This is a genomic window from Marinobacter sediminum (genome assembly GCF_016820575.1).
Classification (GTDB): domain Bacteria; phylum Pseudomonadota; class Gammaproteobacteria; order Pseudomonadales; family Oleiphilaceae; genus Marinobacter; species Marinobacter sediminum.
In genome coordinates, this window is record NZ_JAEMQH010000001.1 from 96,025 (window position 1) to 117,442 (window position 21,418).

General features: G+C 61.0%; 18 protein-coding genes. 5 read left to right on the forward strand and 13 right to left on the reverse strand.

The genetic code is table 11. From position 1 onward, the window contains the following. Positions 1–72 precede the first annotated feature (72 nt). The 3 genes from FGO67_RS00440 to FGO67_RS00450 all read right to left on the reverse strand — a co-directional run bounded on the left by FGO67_RS00440 (position 73) and on the right by FGO67_RS00450 (position 2,535). Positions 73–546 carry an acyl-CoA thioesterase gene (locus FGO67_RS00440; RefSeq protein WP_203298783.1) on the reverse strand — a complete coding sequence of 158 codons (474 nt, stop codon included), beginning with the start codon at positions 544–546 and terminating at the stop codon, positions 73–75. After that, positions 543–1,631, reverse strand: a complete 1,089-nt coding sequence (locus tag FGO67_RS00445) for an SMP-30/gluconolactonase/LRE family protein (RefSeq protein WP_203298784.1) — start codon at positions 1,629–1,631, stop codon at positions 543–545. Before FGO67_RS00445 ends, FGO67_RS00440 begins: the two co-directional genes overlap by 4 nt. A gap of 106 nt (positions 1,632–1,737) precedes the next feature. Continuing rightward, complete coding sequence (locus FGO67_RS00450; RefSeq protein WP_203298785.1) at positions 1,738–2,535, reverse strand: alpha/beta fold hydrolase; 798 nt, start codon at positions 2,533–2,535, stop codon at positions 1,738–1,740. Positions 2,536–2,949: 414 nt separating this feature from the next. Between FGO67_RS00450 and FGO67_RS00455 the strand changes: the two genes are divergently transcribed. The 3 genes from FGO67_RS00455 (at position 2,950) to FGO67_RS00465 (ending at position 6,235) form a co-directional block, all read left to right on the forward strand. After that, positions 2,950–4,032 (forward strand): AraC family transcriptional regulator, encoded by a 1,083-nt coding sequence (locus FGO67_RS00455; RefSeq protein WP_238942115.1) that lies wholly within the window; start codon positions 2,950–2,952, stop codon positions 4,030–4,032. 2 nt (positions 4,033–4,034) lie between these two features. Beyond that, the gene (gene cls / locus FGO67_RS00460; RefSeq protein WP_203298786.1) at positions 4,035–5,465 is read left to right on the forward strand and encodes a cardiolipin synthase; all 1,431 of its coding nucleotides are present in this window, start codon (positions 4,035–4,037) and stop codon (positions 5,463–5,465) included. 92 nt (positions 5,466–5,557) lie between these two features. Beyond that, positions 5,558–6,235 carry a GntR family transcriptional regulator gene (locus FGO67_RS00465; RefSeq protein ID WP_203298787.1) on the forward strand — a complete coding sequence of 226 codons (678 nt, stop codon included), beginning with the start codon at positions 5,558–5,560 and terminating at the stop codon, positions 6,233–6,235. A gap of 7 nt (positions 6,236–6,242) precedes the next feature. Here the strand turns inward: FGO67_RS00465 and FGO67_RS00470 are convergent, their stop codons facing one another. Together FGO67_RS00470 and FGO67_RS00475 are read right to left on the reverse strand one after the other, a co-directional pair. After that, the gene (locus FGO67_RS00470) at positions 6,243–8,438 is read right to left on the reverse strand and encodes a patatin-like phospholipase family protein (RefSeq protein ID WP_203298788.1); all 2,196 of its coding nucleotides are present in this window, start codon (positions 8,436–8,438) and stop codon (positions 6,243–6,245) included. A 19-nt stretch (positions 8,439–8,457) separates the two neighbouring features. Next, entirely contained in the window at positions 8,458–9,081 is a 624-nt protein-coding gene (locus FGO67_RS00475; RefSeq protein ID WP_203298789.1) for a hypothetical protein, read from the reverse strand. 242 nt (positions 9,082–9,323) lie between these two features. On the opposite strand from FGO67_RS00475, the gene FGO67_RS00480 reads away from it, so the two are divergent. Further along, positions 9,324–9,662, forward strand: a complete 339-nt coding sequence (locus FGO67_RS00480) for a hypothetical protein (RefSeq protein WP_203299902.1) — start codon at positions 9,324–9,326, stop codon at positions 9,660–9,662. An 11-nt stretch (positions 9,663–9,673) separates the two neighbouring features. Here FGO67_RS00480 and FGO67_RS00485 read toward each other — a convergent pair whose 3' ends face one another. Then, positions 9,674–12,463: an ATP-binding protein gene (locus FGO67_RS00485; protein ID WP_203298790.1), complete on the reverse strand. Its 2,790-nt coding sequence runs from the start codon at positions 12,461–12,463 to the stop codon at positions 9,674–9,676. A gap of 96 nt (positions 12,464–12,559) precedes the next feature. Here FGO67_RS00485 and FGO67_RS00490 point away from each other — a divergent pair, with 96 nt between their 5' ends. Continuing rightward, positions 12,560–12,793 carry a DUF2789 domain-containing protein gene (locus tag FGO67_RS00490; protein WP_041340837.1) on the forward strand — a complete coding sequence of 78 codons (234 nt, stop codon included), beginning with the start codon at positions 12,560–12,562 and terminating at the stop codon, positions 12,791–12,793. Here FGO67_RS00490 and FGO67_RS00495 read toward each other — a convergent pair. From FGO67_RS00495 to FGO67_RS00525, 7 genes are all read right to left on the reverse strand, one after another. Next, positions 12,790–14,238: a GGDEF domain-containing protein gene (locus tag FGO67_RS00495; protein ID WP_203298791.1), complete on the reverse strand. Its 1,449-nt coding sequence runs from the start codon at positions 14,236–14,238 to the stop codon at positions 12,790–12,792. The two genes, FGO67_RS00490 and FGO67_RS00495, sit on opposite strands and share 4 nt — an antisense overlap. Positions 14,239–14,298: 60 nt before the next feature. After that, a complete protein-coding gene (gene xerC / locus FGO67_RS00500) occupies positions 14,299–15,267 on the reverse strand; it encodes a tyrosine recombinase XerC (RefSeq protein WP_420844486.1) in 969 nt (322 codons plus the stop codon). Between the two features lies 1 nt (position 15,268). After that, a complete protein-coding gene (locus FGO67_RS00505) occupies positions 15,269–16,015 on the reverse strand; it encodes a DUF484 family protein (RefSeq protein ID WP_203298792.1) in 747 nt (248 codons plus the stop codon). A 25-nt stretch (positions 16,016–16,040) separates the two neighbouring features. Further along, the gene (dapF, locus tag FGO67_RS00510) at positions 16,041–16,946 is read right to left on the reverse strand and encodes a diaminopimelate epimerase (RefSeq protein WP_203298793.1); all 906 of its coding nucleotides are present in this window, start codon (positions 16,944–16,946) and stop codon (positions 16,041–16,043) included. A 14-nt stretch (positions 16,947–16,960) separates the two neighbouring features. Beyond that, the gene (gene lysA, locus FGO67_RS00515; RefSeq protein ID WP_203298794.1) at positions 16,961–18,211 is read right to left on the reverse strand and encodes a diaminopimelate decarboxylase; all 1,251 of its coding nucleotides are present in this window, start codon (positions 18,209–18,211) and stop codon (positions 16,961–16,963) included. 41 nt (positions 18,212–18,252) lie between these two features. Beyond that, the gene (lptM, locus tag FGO67_RS00520) at positions 18,253–18,429 is read right to left on the reverse strand and encodes an LPS translocon maturation chaperone LptM (RefSeq protein WP_203298795.1); all 177 of its coding nucleotides are present in this window, start codon (positions 18,427–18,429) and stop codon (positions 18,253–18,255) included. 65 nt (positions 18,430–18,494) lie between these two features. Continuing rightward, positions 18,495–21,353: a class I adenylate cyclase gene (locus tag FGO67_RS00525; protein ID WP_203298796.1), complete on the reverse strand. Its 2,859-nt coding sequence runs from the start codon at positions 21,351–21,353 to the stop codon at positions 18,495–18,497. Positions 21,354–21,418 lie beyond the last annotated feature (65 nt).

The window sequence follows — 21,418 nt, forward strand, 5'->3', positions numbered from 1 at the left end:
GTCTCCGGACAACGGCGCTTACGGAAAGCAGAGGTTTTTTTTCAGACTAGCAGAAATGCCACCAAAGGTGATTCATTTGACGGCCACACCGACGCCGCCGTCGACTGCGGCGGCCGCCAGGATCTCGGCGAATTCCCGGGGAGCTCGACTCGGGCGCTGGGATTTCATATCGACGCAGGCATGGGTGGAAACCGCCCGCACCAGGGTCTTGCCGTCAGCCGGGCGGACCAGCTGGAACTGGCGCGAAGAGCGGAAGCGGCCGTCGTAGCCGGTCAACCAGGTGCCCAGGATCAGCCGGTCACCGGCGTTGGCCGATGCCAGGTAGTCGATTTCGGTGCGGGTGATGGCCATCGCCTTGCCCGTCGCCTCATGCAATTCCCAGGTCATACCCAGACTTTCGATGTGGGCCCAGCTTACGTCTTCCAGCCAGCGCACGTAGACCACGTTATTGGCGTGTCCCAGGCGATCGGTGTCGTCGTCGCGCACGGTAATTTCGAGGGTGAACGGATCAGGCAGATCCCATTGAGGGGCGCTGGCATCGGTCATACTTCATCGTCTCCAAGACCGGGGATGGCCTGCAACGGTAGCCGCCCGATACGATCGTTGTGAAGTGAACCAAAGTATAGGTAACCGCCATGGGGGTTGACCGAGGTAATCTCCTGTAGATGCGTGCCCCGGGTGTCATGGAGACTGGTGATCACCTCGCCGTCCCGATCGAAGGCTACCACCAGGCCATACTCCCGCGGCGTGGGCTTCAGGCGATCCGGCAGTTTGGCCACCAGATCCTTGAGCCAGGGGTTACGGTGCAGGGCATCCACCTGGGCATTGCGCAGCGACGGAAACGCCACCCAGAAGCGCCCGCTCTGATCCACCGCCAGGTTATCCGGAAAGCCCGGCAGGTTGTCAGCAAACACCTCAGCCTGGCCGGCCTTGGGACCATGAATCCAGTAGCGCAGGGTGCGGTACTTCCAGGTTTCATTGACCAGCACGAAGGACCCGTCCGGCGAGACCGAAACGCCGTTGGCAAAGTGCAGATTGCCGAGCAAAACCTCGACCTTGCCCGTAAACGGTGAGTACCGCAGCAGGCGCCCGTGAGGACGCATTTCCAGGAGGTCGAGCCGGTAATCCGGTTGCTGGAAACGGGAACTGGCGTCGGTGAAGTAGATGCGGCCATCGGGACCGATATCGACGTCGTCGGTGAACCGGAACGGGGTGCCCTCGGCTTCCCGAGCCAACACGGTGATGGTTTTGTCCGGGGCAATCGACAACAGCCCTTTCCAGGCGTCGGCCACGATCAGGTTACCGGCGTCATCGAACACCAGACCCAGGGGGCGGCCTTCGGTCTTGAGCCAGGTTTCCACCCGGCCATCGGGGAACAGCCGGACAATGCGGCCATCCTGGGTGCCGGCGTAGACAGTACCATCGTCACTGACGGTGGTATCTTCCGGGCCATACACTTGCCCGCGAGCCAGCAGATCCGCCAGCCGGAGCCGCTCATTGGGGGCCAAGGGCCCGGTCAGTGGCGGCGGCGAGGGTGGCTGCCAGGCCTTGCTGTCAATGGGCGATGGTGTCAGCAGAAAACCGCCCAGCAACACGAACAGGACCAGCGCTCCCACCATCAACCATTTCATAGATCATGCCCGCCTGTTCGTGTATTCAAGCCCGTTTCCGCGATGGCTTAACCTTAGCAGACCGCCGCCACCCGAGAAAAATGCGCACCCCGGGGAAGAAAATAACCTACCGACTCTCGGCCAGGAACCGGCGACTCAGGGCCGCAAAGGTATCGGCCTTCTCGGCGTGCAGCCAATGCCCGGCATCCTGAATGACGCGCAACTCCGCGGCCGGAAACAGACGCTCGATCTGCTCCCGGTGCTTCTCCTGGATGTACGCGGATTCGGCACCTTTCAGGAACAGCACCGGCCCCTCATAGGGTCCATCGCCTTCCGGAGCCATGGCGAGATTGCCATAACAGGCATCAATGACCGGCAGGTTCAGGCGCCAGCGGAAGACGGCGCCGCCCTCTTCCTGCTCCTCCCGCGGTACCCGTTCAAGATTCTTCAGCAGGAATTGGCGGACGGAAGGTATCTCGACAAACTCAGCCAGAAACTTGTCGGCATCCTGACGGGTACGCGCGCTCTGCAGATCAAGGCTGGTGAGACCTTCCAGTATGGCATCGTGGCGGGGCTTGTAACTGACCGGAGCAATATCGGCGACCACGATTTTCTCGACCCGGTGCGGGGCCTGCAAGGCCACCTGCATGGCGACCTTGCCGCCCATGGAATGGCCCAGGATGCGAGCCTTGTCGATGCCCTGCCGGTCCAGATAAGCAATCACATCCTCGGCCATGGCGGGGTAGTCCATGGTATCGCTGTGGGGTGAATTGCCGTGATTACGCTGATCCAGGGCGTGGACTTGCCATTCATCCTGCAACCGGCGGGCAATGCCACCGAGATTCTCCAGCGACCCAAACAGGCCATGCAACAGGATCAGCGGCGCACCTTCGCCAGTAATACGGTGGTTCAGCTCGACACTCATGGGTAGACGATCTCCGGTTTAGCGGGTGTTTCGGTCCGATTACATTACCACCGCCAGTGCAGCGAGCAAATTCTGCCTGGCCGTGACCGTCCTTTGGGCAAGAAAACACAGGCACAAAAAAGCCGGGCCAAGGCCCGGCTTTTTCAGTCGTCGGCGTTACGCCGGAGGACTCAGCAATAGAAGATGCTGTTCAAGTACTCGGCGAGCGCCATAACGTTCGTCCGTTCAATCTCATTGTGCGGTACAAAAATTTCCTGTTCCATATAACTCCTCCTGAAAACACCGTTCCATTGCATAAACCTGATGACTTAATGCTATCGTTGTTGCCATGACAAACCGTTGACAGGCGGTCTCATTCGCTTGACATTTTGTATCAACCCCAGATGAAACTTTGTTAACCATCGGGAATACGCCTTGATCTCTGCTGCACCAGATAACAACCACACGCCCCTGGTAGCCGCCTCCAGCACGTTGGCTCTGGTGCATTACCTCCAGAGCCAGGGCCTGTTGGACCCGGCCCGGGTGCAACAGATCATCGGCATGGATTTGCAGGCTTTGGCCGATCCGGATTTGCGAATACCGGCGCCGGTTCACTACCGCCTGTGGGACTACGCCGAGCAGGTAACCGGCGATCCAGCCGTGGGTCTGCACGCCGGCCGGGTGGTCGATCCGGAGCGCATGGGGCTGGTGGGCCACGTGTTCTTTAACTGCGACACCCTGGGTGAAGCAGTGACCCAGTATGTCCGCCTGCATCGGTTGATCAACGAATCGGTGACCCTGAGTTTTGAGCAGACCGGCGAAGAAGCCATCCTGACCTGGCAACCGGATGCCCCCAACCATTACTCCCGGCAAGACATGGACCGAACCCTGGCAGCGGCACTGAGCCGGACCCGGCACTTCATCCATCCAGAGATTCACGCCGAGTGGGTCGAGATCGCCCACGCGCGCCCCAGCTATGCCGGCGAATACGAAACCCTGTTGGGAGGCCCAGTGGCGTTTGACTGCGCCTCTACCCGACTGGCCTTTGACAGCCGCCATCTCAGTCATGCGATCCCCCGCCGCAATCCCTACGTATATTCCGCGGTGCTGAAGCAGGTGAACTCGGTGTTGGCACGGCTGCAGCCGAGACGCTCATTCGGCCGCAAGATCCGACGCTTGATTTCCAAGCAGATGGCCACGGAGAGGATTGATGCCGACAGCCTGGCGCGGCAGTGTCACATGAGCCGCCAGACCCTGTATCGAAAACTGAAGCGGGAAGGGCTCAGCTTCCACGATCTGGTGGAGCAAGTTCGCAAGGACAAAGCTCTACGCTATGTCGCAGCAGATCACTACGCCCTGGGCGAGATCGCCTTCCTGTTGGGATTTTCGGAGCTCAGCGCCTTTAGCCGTGCGTTCAAACGCTGGACCGGCACGGCGCCGGCCCAGTACCGCGCCAATCAGCTGGCCCGCACCCACCCGCCATCCGGGGCCTCGCCCCCTTCGAACGCACCTAAGTGATTATGGAAAATTTCTCTCTGGTGGCAGTGGCGGTTGGCCTGCTTTACCTGGCCGCCCTGGCCTGCATCTACCGGATTCTGCTGACCTATCGCACCACCCAGGGCGCCATCGCCTGGATCATCGGCCTGCTCGGTTTGCCCTACGTGGCGGTGCCGCTGTTTGCCCTGTTCGGGCGCTATCGTTTCGGAGGTTACGTCCGTGCCCGGCGCATGGGGAACCGGGGCCTGACCAACCTGCTGAACCGGTTTGAACGCCAGACCACTTCCATCGCAGCGCCGGCCGACCAATACTTTACCGACGAACTCCAGGTACTGTGCAAACTGGGCCGCCAGCCCTTTACCGAAGGCAATCGCTGCACCCTGCTTCGAGACGGCGAGGCCACCTTCGAAGCCTTGTTCGAGGCCATGGAGAACGCCACCCGCTATATCCTGATGGAGTTCTACATTGTCCGTTCGGACCGGGTTGGCCGCCGCATAAAGTCTATTCTGGAGCGCAAGCTGGCCCAGGGCGTGGAGGTCTGTTTCCTGTATGACAACATCGGCAGCGTCGGGTTATCGAAAACCTACCTGAAACAGCTTACGGCCGCCGGTGCCCGGGTCGCCTCCTTTGGCGCTGGCAACGTCCGCCGGCGCCGGTTCCAGATTAACTTCCGCAACCATCGCAAGCTGCTGGTCTGCGATGGCACCATCGGCTTTGTCGGCGGCATCAATCTGGGCGACGAATACCTGGGCACCGCCATGGACCAGGAGCCCTGGCGGGATACTCATTGCCGCATCGAAGGCCCGGCGGTGACCGGGCTGCAGCTGACCTGGCTGGAGGACTGGAATTGGGCCAGTGACGAGTGCCCGAACCTGGATTGGGAGCCGCAGAACAACACCGCCGGTGAGGATCGGGTACTGGTGCTGCCAACCGGACCGGCGGATGACTGGGAAACCTGCACCCTGTTCTTCCTGAACTGTATCAACAATGCCCGCAATCGCCTATGGATCTGCTCGCCCTACTTCGTGCCCGACTTCCAGATCATGAACGCGCTGCAGCTGGCGGCCCTTCGCGGGGTCGATGTGCGCATCATGATTCCGGAGAAATCCGACAGCAAGCTGATTGGCCTGGCGGCGTACTCGTACCTGGTGCAGGCCTGTAAAAGCGGTGTTGGCATCTACCGCTATCAGCCGGGCTTCATGCATCAGAAAGTGATTCTGGTGGATGACCGTTACGCCGCGGTGGGCACGGCCAACCTCGACAACCGGTCAATGCGACTGAACTTTGAAATCACTGCCGTCACCACTGCGCCGCATTTCATCAACAGCGTTGAGTCCATGCTCGAGGACGACCTGGACAACTGCCGGCTGATGACCGAGCACGACTACAAGGACAGGTCCATCCTGTTCCGGTTGGCCTGCCGTGCCATCCGCCTGCTCGCGCCACTGCTTTGATTCCAGCTGCGAGCAAGGTACTGGTTTCTTCCAGCTCGATTATGCGACTATTCCCAGACCTATCAGCCCGTATGCAGTAGCGACACCACACCATGAATGCGTTCCGCCCCAGAGAAACCCTGACCGAACAGGTCGCCCGCCACATTGAGAACCTGATTGCCTTCGGCCAGCTACGTTCTGGCGAACGCATTTACGAAGGTGCCATGGCCAAAGATATGGACGTCAGCCACGGCTCCATCCGCGAGGGCCTGCTGTTGCTGGAGAAACGCCACCTGGTGCGGAACGTGCCGCGCAAGGGCGCCTTCGTGACCACCCTGGACGAGTATTTTGTCCGCAGCCTTTACGAGACACTCGAACTCTACCTGACCCACACCGGCCGAAAATTAGTCCAGCAGTGGCAGCCGGCCGACATGGAACGGCTGGAGTCGCTCTATGCTCAAATGAAATCCTGCTTTGAGACCAGCGACCTCATGGCGTTTCTCGAACTGGGTATCGAGTACACCAAGGCCTCGCTGGTGTACGCGGACAACTACTTTATCGTGGCCGCCATCGACGATCTCTGGCCCTCGGCCAAGCGTTGCGCTTTCGTAGCCTTCCAACGCGGTGGCAGCCATGTCTTCGAGGACAACCTGGCGCACATGCAGGGATCCATTCAGGCGATCAAAGACCGGGATGAGGAGCGCCTGACGGCGATCCTGCACCGCTACGCCATGCAGCAATGCCAGCAGGTGCTGGACGCCATCGCCGTGATCGAAAAGCAGGACGACTAGCGGGAGATCAATAGAACAGCTGGGTGAACGAGAAACCGATGTTCAGGTAGGCGGCCCAGTCGTCCCGGTTGTTGTAGGCGGTGGCAAACTGCACAGGACCCAGGAAGGTATCCACGCCGGCAAACACGCTGTAGGAACGCACCGTGTTACTCCAGCTGGCCTGATCAAACGATTCCCAGGCGTTACCCGCCTCAATACCGGCACCGGCAAACCAGGGCAGCCACGGCCCGCCAAATGCCTGACTGGCATAGAGTGCACCCAGCAGGGCGTTATCGCCGGTAATCTCACCCGGCGCGTACGCCGACAGCCGGCGGAAACCACCCAGGCGCACCGCGTTCTCGATACCAGGTTCACCGGCAGTTACGGCCTCGGCAAACAGCAAGCCGGTCATATTGAAGCCTTTCCAGCTATCGGTGCCCAGCAGCATGCCGGTGACCGAATCAAACTGGCGGTCTGAGCCCAGATCCTCGCGTTCCACCCGGCCCCGAATACCGGCGAAGGCGCCGTGGCGGGGGAAGAAGGTGTCGTCCAGGGAATCATGCACCAGCTGCAGGCTGATACCGCCCCTATGCACGGTATCGTCGCGCACGATCGGCTGGCCGATCTGTTCATCCACGGTGGCAAAACCACGGACGTAGGTCAGGCGGACTTCTGCGTTACCCCCCAACTCCATACCCAGAGCCAGGTCCAGATCCCGGTAAGTGACATCTACTTCGCTGACCGGGCGGGTACCACCGTCATAGATACCCAGAGTGTCACGACTGTATTCGCCACCAAGCACCAGGAAACGTTGGTAGCCATAATCGAGTGGTTGATACCACTGGGTTCGCACCCAGGGATCGGTGCCGAGCTGAACCCCGGTCTGCCATTCCGCACCCAGATCATTAAGCTCGGTCATCCTCAGGCCGGTGGCGATATTGAAACGGGTCTCACCGTCGAAGTTATCCTCGTACCCCAGGCCAAACGACAGGTAGTTCGGCCCCCAGCTTTTCTCCTTTACCCGCACCGTCAACACGGTGCCATCCGGACTCGGTTCCAAGGCGTAGGACACAGTTTCGTAATAGCCCAGACCATAAATGCGCTTGAGATCCGCCTCCAATGCCTCCACGTCGAGGGGCTCACCAGCCTTTTGTTGAATTCGCTCCCGCAGAAATTCAGGGGCCAGGCCCCCGCCCTGCTCAATTCGGATACGGGCAATCGGCCCAGCCTGGTAGGGTGTGAAGGCCACCTGCTCCTTGTAGCCGGCCCACTCCGTAGGCGGCACCATCAACGGCCTTAACTCCACAGCCTTGTCCCTGGCAGCGGTAGCACCCAGTTCGAACAGCATCGGCGCGTTGTAGAAATCTGCCGAACTGACACCCACAAGGTCGGGCCGGATAATGATGTCCTGATCGCTCAGCAGATCCAGCTGCTGCTCGGTATTACGGCGGGTCATGATGGTGGTCAGCTGGCCCACCACAGAGAAGGCTTCGTTCAGTTTTTCGGCATCCAGCAGCGGGTCGGTGATATCGACGGCAATGATCACGTCTGCGCCCATGTCCCGGGCGACGCTGACCGGCAGGTTATTAGCCACACCACCGTCCACCAACAGCCGGCCATTGCGGTTCACAGGAGCGTAAACACCGGGGATACTCATGCTGGCGCGGACAGCTTCGGCCAGATTGCCATCGCCCATCACCACTTGTTCGCCGGATTCCAGATCGGTGGCCACCGCCCGGAATGGGATCGCCAGACGATCAAAGTCCTCCACCAGCGCGGCGTTGCGAGTCAACTCGTTGAGAATGAAACCAAGATTCTGACCGGCAATGATGCCGCCCCCGACGTACAGGCCATCGGCCCGGACCCCAATGCCTGGAGTAACGGGCAGTCGTACCTCATCTTGTTTGCGCCGGATTGGCTTGAAGACCCGGCCGGGATCGTCCTGGAAGCTGGACAACCAGTCCATCTCAATGAACCGGCGTTCGATGTCCTCCACCGGCATCCCTGATGCGTAAAGGGCGCCCACTGCAGAGCCAGCACTGGTGCCCACCACCAGGTCCACGGGAATGTTCATTTCCTCCAGCACCCGCAGCACCCCGACATGAGCCATGCCTTTTGCACCGCCACCACTCAGTACCAGCCCTACCTTTGGCCGCTCGGCCGCAAACAGGGGCGCCGCCACAACAGCGATGGCCAGGACCGCAACCTTCAAACCAAGTTTCATGGCCAGCAGTACTCTCGAATCAGGCACCGTGGGTGGGCTTGTCGGATGCGTCTTCGTCGACCAACGACAGGTGTGACACATCCGGCACCACCGGCGGTGGCAATTCACGCTCCACACCCAGATCGGTGCCGGCGGGCGCCAGCGTCCAGTCTTCAAGGTGCTGAAACATCGGCGGCTCCACCTCGGTATGCTCCATCAACGTGACACCCACCGGGTCCAGGCTCAGACCCGAGCCGGACAGAATGTCGTCCACCTTCTCACCGGCCACCGGCAAGCGTTCCCCGGGCTCTGGGTCAAGCACCTTGCCGGTTGCCGCTGACGGCGCTGACGGCGGCGTTTCAGTGCCCGCCGGCTTGGCCGCACTCGAAGCCACGGGCTTCGGTGTGGCAGCGGGGGCCGGACGCGATGGTTCCCGCGCGCCAGCCATGGGCTGAACATAGGCAATCATGCCGTGCTTTTTCAGCACCGCACGGTACTTCTCAGCCTGAACCTCTTCCAGCTTGTTGCGGATCACCACCGGCTGGCCACTGAACATCCGCTCCACCTGCTCGACACTGGCCTTGAACAGGTTGCGCGCATTGGCTCGAGCAGTCTCCGGATCGGTGCCGGGAGCGCATTCTCCTTTAAAGACGAGCTGAAACATGCGAATTCCTCTTATATGACTGTCTTATTCACAGAATAGTTGATAGCTTAGCCGCCGGCTGCCGCCAGGCCGTCTTCCGAACCGCAACAAACGCAAAAAGTTGAAAAATTAATGCCCTTCATTACGCAAAGTGCCAGCCACTCTGCAATAATCACCTGTAACGAAAGTTTACACTCGGTAACACGAATGCCTGACTGCCACGGGGAGCACCCGTCATGAAAACCACTTTTTTGGCCACTGCCATGGCCACAACCCTGCTTGCAGCCACCGGCTCCGCCCATGGCGAAAACCTTGATGTCCTGATGAGCCAGGTCTTTCCCCAGGAACAGGCGACGTACATTGGCTACGAGAGCGTGGAGCGTGAAGACATCCCCACCTCTGCGGCTGTCGAACGCAAATACCTGATTGTTGATTTCCGGTTTGAAGCCGCGCAGCCGCCAGTAGAGCAGCTTCAGGCCAGCGTGCACAAGATATGCATGACCCTGCTGAAAGACCGCGACCTGATTCGCCAGCTCTCCGATTCCGGTTACGACATGGTCGCCGTTGCCTTCGACCGACGTTCCCAGTTCGACTGCCTGTAAGGCTCCCCCGACTATCGCTTGCGACCAAGCAGTTTCGGGAACGACTCCAGAGCACTGTTCACCGCGTCCAGATTAAACGCCTCCACGTCCGCCAGCAGTTTCTCACCGTAATGGGTCACCGATTTCGAGCGGAACCGCTGACCCCACGCCATCAACCGGCGGGCAAAATCTTTCATCTTCTCCGGATCCCCGCTTTCGCGGATAGTTTGCCACTCGTCTCCGAAATCCGACGCCAGCTGTTCCCGCAACCAGCCACGCTCCTGAATACTCAGGGTCTGGGCCAGCAGGCGCTCGGCTTCCTTGGGTTCCCCCTCGTCCTCGGCCTCTTTTCCGGTTGCCTCCACTCTGGGCAGGACCACGGTAAACACCGAGCCTTCACCGGGCTCGCTCTCAAGCTCCAATTCACCGCCCATCATGCGCGCCAGTTTCCGGCTGATTGCCAGCCCCAGGCCAGTACCGCCATAACGCCGGGTATTCTGGCCTTCCTGCTGTTCAAAGGCGTCGAATATGCGGTCGCGCTGATCCGCGGGAATCCCAATACCGGTATCCCGGACCGTAACCACCAGCCGGTAGAACTTACGAACTTCACCGCTGCCGGCATCCGACTCGCTGGCTTTCTCGGATTTCAGCCGCGTCGCCGTGGCCCGAACCGTGACACCACCCTCGTGGGTAAACTTGATGGCATTGCCCACCAGGTTGAACAGCACCTGCCGCAACCGGGTTTCATCGAGCATCAATGCGGCCGGCATGTTTGAATCGACACTGACCTCCAACGAAATACCCTGTTCCATGGCGCGCAAATCGAAGATGTGGCGCACATCGCCCAACAATCGGCGCATCGAAACCGCCGAATAATCCAGTCGCAGCTTGCCCGCCTCGATTCGGGACAGATCGAGAATGTCGTTGATCAGCATCAACAGGCTTCGACTGCCCGCCCGAATTGCTTCCAGATAGGTACGCTGCTGGGGATCGGTAACGGTATTGTTGAGCAGGTCGCTGTAGCCAATAACAGCATTCATCGGAGTCCGGATCTCGTGGGACATGTTGGCCAGGAACTCACTCTTGGCCAGACTCGCAGTTTCCGCTTCCCGGGCCAGGCGCTCGGCTTCCAGCTTGGCCGCCCGCAATTCATCTTCGCTACGGCGCAGGGCGTTCTCCGAACGAATTCGCTCATCGACTTCCCGGGACAGCTTGCGGTTCCAGTACAGGAAGATCAGCACCACCAAAACGGCTATCAGCACCACCCGTCGCACCACCGTGTAGTCGGTTTCCTGCTCGATATCGAGGTGGATCCAGCGGTTGTAGATGGCCTCCGTTTCCGACGCGTCCAGGCTGTTCAGGGCCTGATTCAGAATCCGGTGCAACTCGGGTTTGTCCTTGCTGACCGCCAGCCGCAGGTCGTACTCGTAGGGCGTTATGCTGGTGATGCGCAGATTCGACAGCCCCAGCCGGGCCACGGTGTAACTGACCGCCGGAATGTGGGTGACCATCACCTCCAGATCGCCGTTGGACAACGCCAGCAAGCCTTCCTCAACCGTCTCCACCGGATAGATATCCAGGTTCGGGTGATTGATCAGCAAGTAATCATGGGCGGCATGGCGATTGACCACCCCCACCCGCTCATCGCGGAGTTCACGCAGCTCGCCGATGAAGCGGCCGTCGTCCCGAATGGCCAGGGCAATGGGCACGGTCAGGTAGGCGCGGGTAAACAGGTACTCACTTTCGGTACGCGGGGTTCGTGACTGCCCCGGCAGAATATCGATCTCACCGGCTTGCAGCTGCCGCTCGGCGACACCGCGATCCGACACCACCGAGCGATTGAACCTGGCATTCAGCTCGGTCTCCAGACGGGTCACCAGATCCGGTACCAGGCCGGTTGGCCGGTCATCCTGGGCATACTCGAACGGCGGCCAGTCCGACCGGAAGGCCACCCGCAAATTGGGATGCCGCTTGAGCCACTCCTGATCTGAAGCCGACAACTCGAGGCCACTGCGTTCCAGCGCCGGCACATCGGCCTGCAGCCAGGCTTGGCGGATAACCCGGTGTTCGTTGTGACTGATCGCTGCCACCGCCTGGTTCAGCACGTGAAACAAACGGTCGTCGTCCACGTCCACCTGCAACACCACATCAACCCGGGCTTCTTCCAGCAGGGCCGACAGCCCGATGCCACTGATCATTGCCGACTGCAGGTAGTCCGACACCACTGGCACTGGCCCAAGAAAGGCATCGGCCTGCCCCGAAAGCACCCTACTAACAGCATCCCCAATGCTATCCACCGGAACCGGAGTAAAACTCTCAACCGGATCGAGCATCGGATACTGGTTAACGTCACCATCAATAATCGCTATGCGACCTCCCTCAAGATCCGAGAGGCTGCGAATGGCAACGTCGCCGGCGCTGACAAACAAGCCGTAGGTCAGGCTCATCAGGGGCACGCTGTAACGCTTGCCGGGAGTCACCTGGGCGTCGGGCAGGCGAGTTGTCAGAATCGCGTCGGTGACCGGCTCTGGCGCTTCGCTGCCCCGGTCCAGGGTGACCGGCTCAATGGGCACGTCGAGCTTACCCGAGAGCCGGGCCAGATAATCGATGTAGGTGCCGGCGAGGGTGCCGTCGCCGGTATCGAAGATCAGCGGAACCTGGCCGATGTGTACGCCAATCCGGAAACTGTCCTGCTCGCCCAGCCAGGTCAGCTCCTCATTGCCCAGGACCGGCGATGGCGACGGCTGGGGCGGGTCGGCACGCAATGGGGATTGAAACAGCACGAGAAGGCAGCATAGTAAGAAGGGTGGGATCGCCTTCACTGGATATCCTTAGGGGTTCCGCTACATTTCAGGGAACAATACCTGCAAACGACTGTGATTTCATTCTGGCAAACGCCGATCAGGAGAAACCGACCCATGGACACCAGCAAGCACACGCTCAGTACCCTTTTCGAACAACTCGGCCTGGCGGCTGACGAAAAGAGCATTGAGGACTTCGTGACCAAATACTCGCCGTTGCCCGGGGAGATTGCGCTTCAAGATGCGCCCTTCTGGTCTGAGAGCCAGTCACACTTCCTGGAAGAAGGGCTGGAAGAGGACAGTGACTGGGCCGAGGTCATCGACGAACTGGATGCCCGCATGCGTCACTAACCGGCGTCTTCACCTTCGATAGTAATGCGATTCCGACCGGCGTCCTTGGCCAGATAGAGGGCCCGGTCGGCACGCTCAAACACCACCTCTTCCGAGTCACCCCGCCTAAACGCTGCCAAGCCCGCTGAGAAAGTCACGGTCACCGGCTGACCGCTGAAGTGAAACGGCAACTTGCTGATCCGCTGCCGTAACTTTTCCATCGCCACCAGGGCCGCTTCCGGTCCCGTCTCCGGGAACAACAGTACGAACTCCTCACCGCCATAACGGGCGACATAATCGGTGGTCCGCAGGCCGGCTTTCAGTTCCCGGGAAATCAACTGCAGGACCCGGTCACCGGCCTTATGGCCATAGCCATCATTGATACGTTTGAACAGGTCAATGTCCATCAGGCCGATGGTCAGCTCGTTCCGATACCGTTGCCAGCGGTTGAACTCGAACGACAGTCGCTCCTGCCAGGCTTCCCGGTTGGGCAACTGGGTCAGAAGATCGGTCATGGCCCGCTCGCGTTCGCGCCGGACCTCAGATTGCAGCTGCTCGGAATGGGCTTCCATCACGGCGATTTTTTCCTGCATCGCGCGCAGCTGGTCCGACATGACCTTCTCGCGGTCGGTTTCCTTGTCTCGGAACCGGCCGACGGCATCGCCAATGGAGGAAAGGTGTTGGCTCACAGAGGCCTTTAGCTGATTCAGATCCTCGCTGTCGCGAACATCGGCCCCGATGCGGGCCATGCCCTCGCGAATTTCCTGGTCCAGGGTCTCGGACGCCGACAGACGGTCCATCTGCGCCGTCGACTGCTCGGCGAAATGCTCGTGCAACAGCGCCAGCCGTTCATCAAGGCGTTTGAGGAAGGCTTCGAATTCGCCACGACTCCGGTTCACCGCCGTAATCACCAGCTCGGCCACGTGGTTCAGGCCTTCCCGAAGCTCGTTCCAGTCGTTACTGGACAGCAGAGCCCGCTGCAAATCCCGGGCACGGGCCTCGGCAACGGAATCCAGGGTCACTTGATCCAGCAGCTGCCCCAGCAACTCACCAACCCGCTGGGCAATTCTCAGGCGTTCAGAATTATCAGCCAGATCCCGGTCGTTGCCCGGGACAAGATCCGTCGCTGGCGTTTCCCCGGAATTGCCATTGAGAGCATCCGGTGTCGGCGCCGACGATGGTCGCGCCTGTTCCGCCTCGGCGCGCTCGTCCAGCAGCGCGACCTGGCGATCAATCTGCTCCTGCAGCTCACGCCAGGCCTCGACATCCACAGTCTTCTTACGGAGATCCCTGCGCACCCGCGCCAGCAAACGATCCAGCTCTCGGGACTGGCCCTCGGAAGCGAGACTGGTACGCACCAGCATCCGCTCGAGAGTGTTGCGCTCGGTTTGCCACTGCTCCTCGCGGCTGTCTGACGACTCCAGCGCCTGCAGGTATTTCTCCTTCCAGGACTGCTCCGATGCCATTAAACGCTCCTGCAATGCTTTCCCTAATCCCATGATCTTGCACTATTTCCCTTTCGTCAGCTAGTCATCAGCCTGACCATCCTCATGGCGCTCGCCCGCAGATCCTCGACGGTGCGCTCGGGGATGACTCCGGTCATAAACCCGGGCCAGATGTTGAAAATCAAGGTGAGTATAGACCTGTGTCGTGGCAATGTCGGCATGTCCGAGCAACTCCTGTACCGCACGCAGGTCGCCGCTCGATTCCAGCATGTGGCTGGCGAAGGAGTGACGCAGCAGGTGCGGGTGCAGTTTTTGGTCCGCGCCCTTGGCCAGGCCCCAGCGATGCAGCCGGGCCTGGACACTGCGATGACTGAGCCGGTGGCCGCGCTGACTGACAAACAGAGCGGGCTCGGATTCGGCGGCCAGGCCCGCCCGCAACGGCAGCCAGGTCTCGATGGCAGCGCGGGCTTTACGGCCGACTGGCACCATCCGTTCCTTGTCGCCCTTACCCAAAACCCGAACCTCACCGCCGGACAGATCCACCGAAGTCAGGTTCAGCCCCACCAGCTCCGCCAGCCGCAAGCCCGAGGAATACATCAGCTCGAACATGCACAAATCACGGGTTTCCAGCGGGTCGTCGGCACTGGCATCCAGCAGGTGGTTAAGCTGATCCACGTCCGCCACTTTGGGCAATCGCCGGGGGCTCTTGGGCGCGCGAATATCGAGGGCGGGATTGTCGGTCGCCAGGCGCTCCCGCAACAGGTACTGGAACAGGCGGCGAATGGCGGACAGATGGCGGGCAATGCTGCGACCGCCCAGCCCGTCTCGGCTGAGCGTGGCCACATACCGGCGCACGTCGTGGGTGGAAACATCCCGCCACTGGTGTTGCTGACCGGCGTTGAGCCAGTGTGCCAGCCGCAGCAGGTCGCGCTGGTAATTGTCACAGGTTCGGGGGGAATGACGTTTCTCCGAAGCAAGATGACCAATGAAATCGGTCACGGGCGCTAACAGGCTGTCCGGCAGCTCAGTAGCCCCCTGCGCCTCAGCCACTTCAGCGCGTCTCCGTTGCGATCTCGGTGACCGGGGCCGCTGCGGTGTGGCGCTGCACCATTGGGGGCAGCAGGCGGCTCAGGGTATCGCTGATGTAGCTCAAAAACAGCGAACCCATGCTCTGGTCGAAATAGCCGGGCTGGCAGCTACCAACCGCAAACACCCCAACCAGCTCGTCGCTGCGCAGGGGCACCAGCGCTACCGACGCAATGGGTTCATCCCGGTCAGGGAACAGGAAGGCCCGCTCGCTCTCCCGGAACTGGCCGCAGACCGCACGATCTCCTTCGAGCAGGGAACCGAGGCGTTCCCGGGCTTCGACCGGGCCCACCACATGCAGCGCGCCCTGGGATGCACCGGCTACGTTAGCGTCGGTAAACAGCAGGACCGAGGCAGCGTCGAGACCGAAATCTCCGCGGATGCTGTCATCAATGGCCGAAGCCATGTCGTTCAGGGTGCGGGCCTCAATCACCTGCATCAGCAGGCGTTTGCTCTTTTCGAACAGGCGGTCATTCTGGCGGGCAATCGACACCAGCTCGACCAGTTCACGGCGCAGCGTATCGCGCTGCTCACGAAACAAATGCACCTGCCGTTCCACCAGGGAAATGGCTCGACCGCTGTCATGGGGAAGGGTCAGGCTGCGCAGCAGCTCATCCTGATCCACGAAAAACTCCGGATTCTCACGCAGGTAATCCGCTACCTGCTCCCGGGTGAGCTCTTCGGCCTTCTGGTGGGCCGTTTGTTCTGTCATCGCGCTCTCCTGACTGTCCGGACCATTATCGGGAAGATTTGCCGTTTCTCCGACGACGCCCCTGATGGTCGCCTGGCAGTCGCAACTGGCCCTCGAATACGCTCGTTGCGGGGCCTTCCATCATAACAGGGGCCCCCTCACCCTGCCATTCGATCACCAGGCGGCCACCGCGCAGCTCTACCTCGACCCGATGATCCAGCAGACCGCGCAGACAGCCTGCCACGACAGCAGCACAGGCGCCACTGCCACAGGCCAGGGTTTCGCCCGAGCCGCGTTCAAACACCCGCAGGCGGGCATGGCTGCGATCGATGATCTGCAGAAAACCGATATTGGCACGAGCGGGGAAGCGAGGATGGTTTTCGAGGCGCGGCCCCAGTGTTTCCACCGGCGCGGTATCGACATCATCGACCAGCAGAACGCCATGGGGATTACCCATGGAGACCGCACTCAATTCCGCGCTGGTGCCGTCCACTTCCACGGTGTACACGTCCTTGCGGCGATCGGCGGCAAACGGAATGGCCGGTGGATTGAGCTCCGGAACGCCCATGTTCACCATCACCAGGCCATCCTTGCCCACCCGCAGTTCAATCACGCCCTTGGCGGTCTGAACCCGGATCACCCGCTTGTTGGTCAGGCGCTGATCACGTACGAAGCGGGCAAAACAACGGGCACCATTGCCACACTGCTCCACTTCGGAACCGTCGGCGTTGAATATCCGGTAGCGGAAATCCACATCCGGTAGCCCCGGCGGCTCCACCACCAGCAACTGGTCGAAGCCGATGCCGAAATTGCGATCAGCCAGGTCCCGGATCACCTCTGGGCGCAGCCGGAACGGCTGGCTGATGGCATCAACCACCATGAAATCGTTGCCGAGACCATGCATCTTGGTGAATCGCACGGCCGCGCCCTGGCCTCGTCGCTGCTGACTCATATCCGGCGCTCCGCTCATTCCGGCAGACAGCTTTCAGGTGCAAGCTGGTCTTCGAGGGTTTCACGGCGACGAACCACGTGCACCTGATCGCCATCAACCATCAGCTCGGGTGGCCGGTTGCGGCTGTTATAGTTCGAACTCATCACGAAGCCGTACGCGCCGGCGGAACGAACCGCCAGCAAGTCACCAGCCTGGAGCCGAAGCGATCGGTCCTTGCCCAGGAAGTCGCCGGTTTCGCACACCGGGCCCACCAGGTCCCAGAGCTTCTCCTCGCCTTCGGAATGGGGCGCCACCGGTACGATGGCCTGCCAGGCATCGTATAAGGCCGGTCGGATCAGATCGTTCATGGCAGCATCAATGATGCCGAAGTTGCGGTGCTCGGTGCACTTCAGGAATTCCACCCGTGTCAGCAGGATGCCGGCATTGGCGGCAATCGAACGCCCCGGCTCCATCACCAGCTCCAGCTCACGATCGCCAAGCCGGGCCGCCAGCGCCGTCACATAGTCTGAGGGCTGCGGTGGCTGTTCCTGGTTGTAGGTCACACCCAGGCCACCACCGATGTCCAGATGGCGCACGGTAATGCCTTGCTCGGCCAGGGTGTCGATCAGGGCCAGCACCCGGTCGAGGGCGTCCAGAAACGGCGAGACCGAGGTCAGCTGGGAGCCGATGTGACAATCCACGCCTTTGATGTCGAGATTGGGCAAAGTCGCGGCGCGGGCATAAACCGCAGGCGCCTCGGCAATGTCGATTCCGAACTTGTTCTCTTTCAGTCCGGTGGAGATGTAGGGATGGGTGCCCGCATCCACATCCGGGTTCACCCGCAGCGATACCGGAGCCTTGACGCCCAGCTCACCGGCCACGGCATTCAGGCGGTCCAGTTCGGTGTCTGACTCCACGTTGAAACACCGCACCCCAACCTCGAGCGCGCGCTTCATTTCCCACTCTTGCTTACCAACCCCGGAGAACACCACCTTGCTCGCATCACCGCCGGCCCGCAGCACCCGCTCCAGCTCACCGGCGGACACGATGTCGAAGCCCGCCCCCAGGCGCGCCAGCACATTCAGCACCGCCAGATTGCTGTTAGCTTTCACCGCATAGCACACCAGGTGCGGCCTGCCTTCGAGGGCATCGTCATAGGCCCGGTAATGGCGCTCGAGGGTCGCCCGGGAATACACGTAAGCCGGGGTCCCAAAGCGCTCAGCAATGGTTGCGACCGGCACGTCCTCGGCGAAGAGTTCGCCGTTGCGGTAATTGAAGTGATCCATGATTGTCCTGATTCGTTAAACGGGGCCCCACGAGCGGTGGGTTAGTCGCCGGCATCTTCATCATCGCGGACGTCCCGGCTGCCGGTTTCGGCCGGAGCCGTACTCGCTTCCGCTGTCGACTCACCCGGAGCCTCCCGGTAAAGCGGGCCCTTCTGACCGCAGCCGGCCAGTGCCGTCAGCAGAATCAGACCGGTGACCAGAATGTGTACCGCGCGCATGCTTGCTACCCCTGTGTTTATATTGGCGGAAGTATACCTGAGACCCGCCCCGTGCGGCGAGAACACTAACGCCCGCTGTCCAGTGCCCGGTTCAGGGATTGCTCCAGAATCGATCGATAGTAGAGGTACTGACTGGTCTGAATATTCCGCTGGTAGACCTGGGGATCGAGATCGTTTGGCAGGTGCAGGTCGGTGAGATACACCGGGTAGCTCTCCTGGTTCTGGCGCAGGGACCGAATGTAGTGAGCCACCGCCGGAATCAGCTGGTCGCCGTATTCCTGCACAGTAAATTCATGCTCGCCACAGAAAAGGTCAAAGCGAACCCGGCTGTCGCCTTCCTGCACTCCGACCGCCTGCACTTCCAGACCCGGCAGGGTCGAGCCGTCACCGTGCTCCGGCCGCAGTTCCGTTTGCCAACGCCCGGCCCGCTGCACCACTTCCAGACACTGGATACCGGCACCCGCCATAGGCATGTCGCCTTGGCGCAGGAGCCTGCGCTCCAGCAGGTTGTCCAGAAAACGCAGCAATGGCGTAAGCAGATAGCGGCGATTGGTGACCGGCTGTTCCCAGCTGGTTACTGACCCCATCTCGTCCACCACCCACAGATTCGCCTGATCGCCCCTCAGCTGGTAGAACACCTGGATACTGTCCGGCTCGCTGGCCTGGCAGACCGCCCGAAGCGCCGGTTCGTCACTGGCCGCGTAGCGGTCAAACACCACCGGCAGGTACTGCTCCTGGGGCAACGCCAGGTGCGCCATCAGACCGGCGAAACTGGCGAGGGCGACAAACCCCGGTTCCTGGCCGCTGAACTGGAGCAGAAAATAGCGCCGGTCCATTTCGATGACGTAGCGCAACGGGTGTGGCCCGACACCGCCGGCAAAGAACGCTCGCAAGACATCCCCGAACAGTTCCTGCACCCGCCGGGCGACGGCGGCACCGTGGCCGCGATTATGGCTGTGAACCTGAATACCGGGTAGCTCGTCCGGATTTCCGGCCACCGACGCCAGCACGTTTTTCAGGCATTGGATCAGGGTATCGCCGGCCGCATAGTGCTGCAGGCTCACCTCATGCCAACTGTTAAAGGTGGCCTGATCGATGGTCACCACCAGGTTCTCCCGGCCACCACTGAAGCCCAGGGAGTCGTGCCGGGCACTGAGTTTGTGCAGGCCTTTCTCGGTCAGATGGGCCTGGGGATCAACGGCGACATTTACCAGCAGCAAATGGCGTAACGGGCGCACCCCACGAGACAGGGCTTCCCGGTGGGCTGGCTCAACGGGAAACGGCAGGAAACTGGCCAGGGCATCCAGCATTTCCCGCAATTCACTGACCGACGCCACACTGTGACCGGCACGCACGTTCAAGCGGGTGGCGCGGGACAGCAGGCCATTGCAGTAACACCACAGCATCAGCTCGGTGAGATTGCCGGACCGGCGAATCACCGGCTGCCAGAAGGCATCAGCCGGGTCTTCCAGATCCCGGTACAGGAGCCAGCCGGTGCCGTCACCGCCCTGCTCCGACTGGTGATGGAATGCCAGATTCTCTTCCACCAGGGTTGGCGCCAGGCCCGGGTTGATCTGCTCAACCTTGCCGGCCTTGCGCTGGAACGCTGCGTACAGCTTTCGCCCCAGCAGGTTGATGTCGTTGGCGCTGATGGCGGCTCGGGTTCCGTGGTCCCGGGCCATTTTCGATAACAGCCGGTAGCTGTGAGTAAGCTCGGTGACAATTACCCGGCGCAACCGGGTGACATCTTCCGCCCGCCAGCGCTGGCGGTTATCGAGTTCGGTCAGCACCGGCCCGGGCCACTGCCAGCGCTCTACCAATTGCGACAGCAGGCGAGCACGCCATTGCTCCGGTGCCTGGTCGGCGCGGGTCAGTGGTAACCCGGCTTTCAGGTACAGGCTCCGGCGCACCAGATCTAGCCTGGCACTGGCCTCCGGTCCGGACAGCCAGGTTTCCAGGCGGTTATAGAGCAAGACGTAAGGGTCCAGCCCGTCGGCATCAGTCTTGCCCAGGTATACCGCGCGCTTAAACACGCTGGACAACAGAGGTTGATCTGCCGTCTGGGCGTAGCATTCGATCAGCAACAACTTGAGAATCGATTTCCAGGGTGCATCAATGCCCTTGTAAAGCTGCCAGACCCCGGCCCCCAGAAACTCCTCCTCGGGAATCGCCGACACCGGACCAAAATCGATGAATTCATCGCCCCGAATAAACCGGCAGTCCACCAACTGTCGCATGCACTCGTCATAGCGGTCTTCCTGATCGGCCGGCACCAGCCACCACATCGGGTAACGGCCACCGAGGTGAATGCTGGTGCGGTAGAACTCATCCAGCAACAGGTAATGTTGGGCACTTCCGCAATTCTCGCCGGTCACCTCGGCTCGCTGACGCCCAGCCCGCCAATCATCGGCACAGAATACGAAGACGTGCAGCTCAACCCCGAGCGAAGCGGCCCAGTCGGACAGCCGGTCGGCTTTGCGCTCGAGACAGCGGATGCCCCGTTCCGACAGATCACTGCGGTGGCACAACCACAGATCCAGGTCGCTGGCCACGGAATGACCAAGGGTGCCGGGACTGCCCATCAGGAACAGGGCATCCAGATCCGCTCGGCGCTTGCCCTCGTCGCGCACGCTGAAGGTGCGGGCCAGACGACGGGCCGCGCCCAGTGTCGCGGGTGAAGGTTGATAATGGCTCAAGCCGTAAGGACAGTCGGCGTCCTGATAGCCAGGCAAGCCAGGGTGATTGGCGTGAAATACCAGCGGCAGGATTTCCAGCACCACTTGCTGGCGATAGGTCAGCGCTGAATGGGCCCGTTGCCAGCGCTGCTGATTGACCGCAAGAAACCGGTCCCGCAAACGACGGAGGGTTTTGCGATCAATACCCTCGTCGAAGTTCAGGGCGATCGGGGCAACGTGGGCGGTCAAGGCAGCTCCCGGGAGAGGTTCTTTTCGAAGTCAGTATCAGTATGATGGAGCATCGTGGCAAAACC

Coding starts and splice junctions, on each gene's coding strand:
- FGO67_RS00440 (WP_203298783.1), bottom strand. CDS start 546: ATGACCGATGCCAGCGCCCCTCAATGGGATCTGCCTGATCCGTTCACC.
- FGO67_RS00445 (WP_203298784.1), bottom strand. CDS start 1,631: ATGAAATGGTTGATGGTGGGAGCGCTGGTCCTGTTCGTGTTGCTGGGC.
- FGO67_RS00450 (WP_203298785.1), bottom strand. CDS start 2,535: ATGAGTGTCGAGCTGAACCACCGTATTACTGGCGAAGGTGCGCCGCTG.
- cls (WP_203298786.1), top strand. CDS start 4,035: ATGGAAAATTTCTCTCTGGTGGCAGTGGCGGTTGGCCTGCTTTACCTG.
- FGO67_RS00465 (WP_203298787.1), top strand. CDS start 5,558: ATGAATGCGTTCCGCCCCAGAGAAACCCTGACCGAACAGGTCGCCCGC.
- FGO67_RS00470 (WP_203298788.1), bottom strand. CDS start 8,438: ATGAAACTTGGTTTGAAGGTTGCGGTCCTGGCCATCGCTGTTGTGGCG.
- FGO67_RS00475 (WP_203298789.1), bottom strand. CDS start 9,081: ATGTTTCAGCTCGTCTTTAAAGGAGAATGCGCTCCCGGCACCGATCCG.
- FGO67_RS00480 (WP_203299902.1), top strand. CDS start 9,324: ATGGCCACAACCCTGCTTGCAGCCACCGGCTCCGCCCATGGCGAAAAC.
- FGO67_RS00490 (WP_041340837.1), top strand. CDS start 12,560: ATGGACACCAGCAAGCACACGCTCAGTACCCTTTTCGAACAACTCGGC.
- FGO67_RS00495 (WP_203298791.1), bottom strand. CDS start 14,238: ATGGCATCGGAGCAGTCCTGGAAGGAGAAATACCTGCAGGCGCTGGAG.
- FGO67_RS00505 (WP_203298792.1), bottom strand. CDS start 16,015: ATGACAGAACAAACGGCCCACCAGAAGGCCGAAGAGCTCACCCGGGAG.
- dapF (WP_203298793.1), bottom strand. CDS start 16,946: ATGAGTCAGCAGCGACGAGGCCAGGGCGCGGCCGTGCGATTCACCAAG.
- lysA (WP_203298794.1), bottom strand. CDS start 18,211: ATGGATCACTTCAATTACCGCAACGGCGAACTCTTCGCCGAGGACGTG.
- lptM (WP_203298795.1), bottom strand. CDS start 18,429: ATGCGCGCGGTACACATTCTGGTCACCGGTCTGATTCTGCTGACGGCA.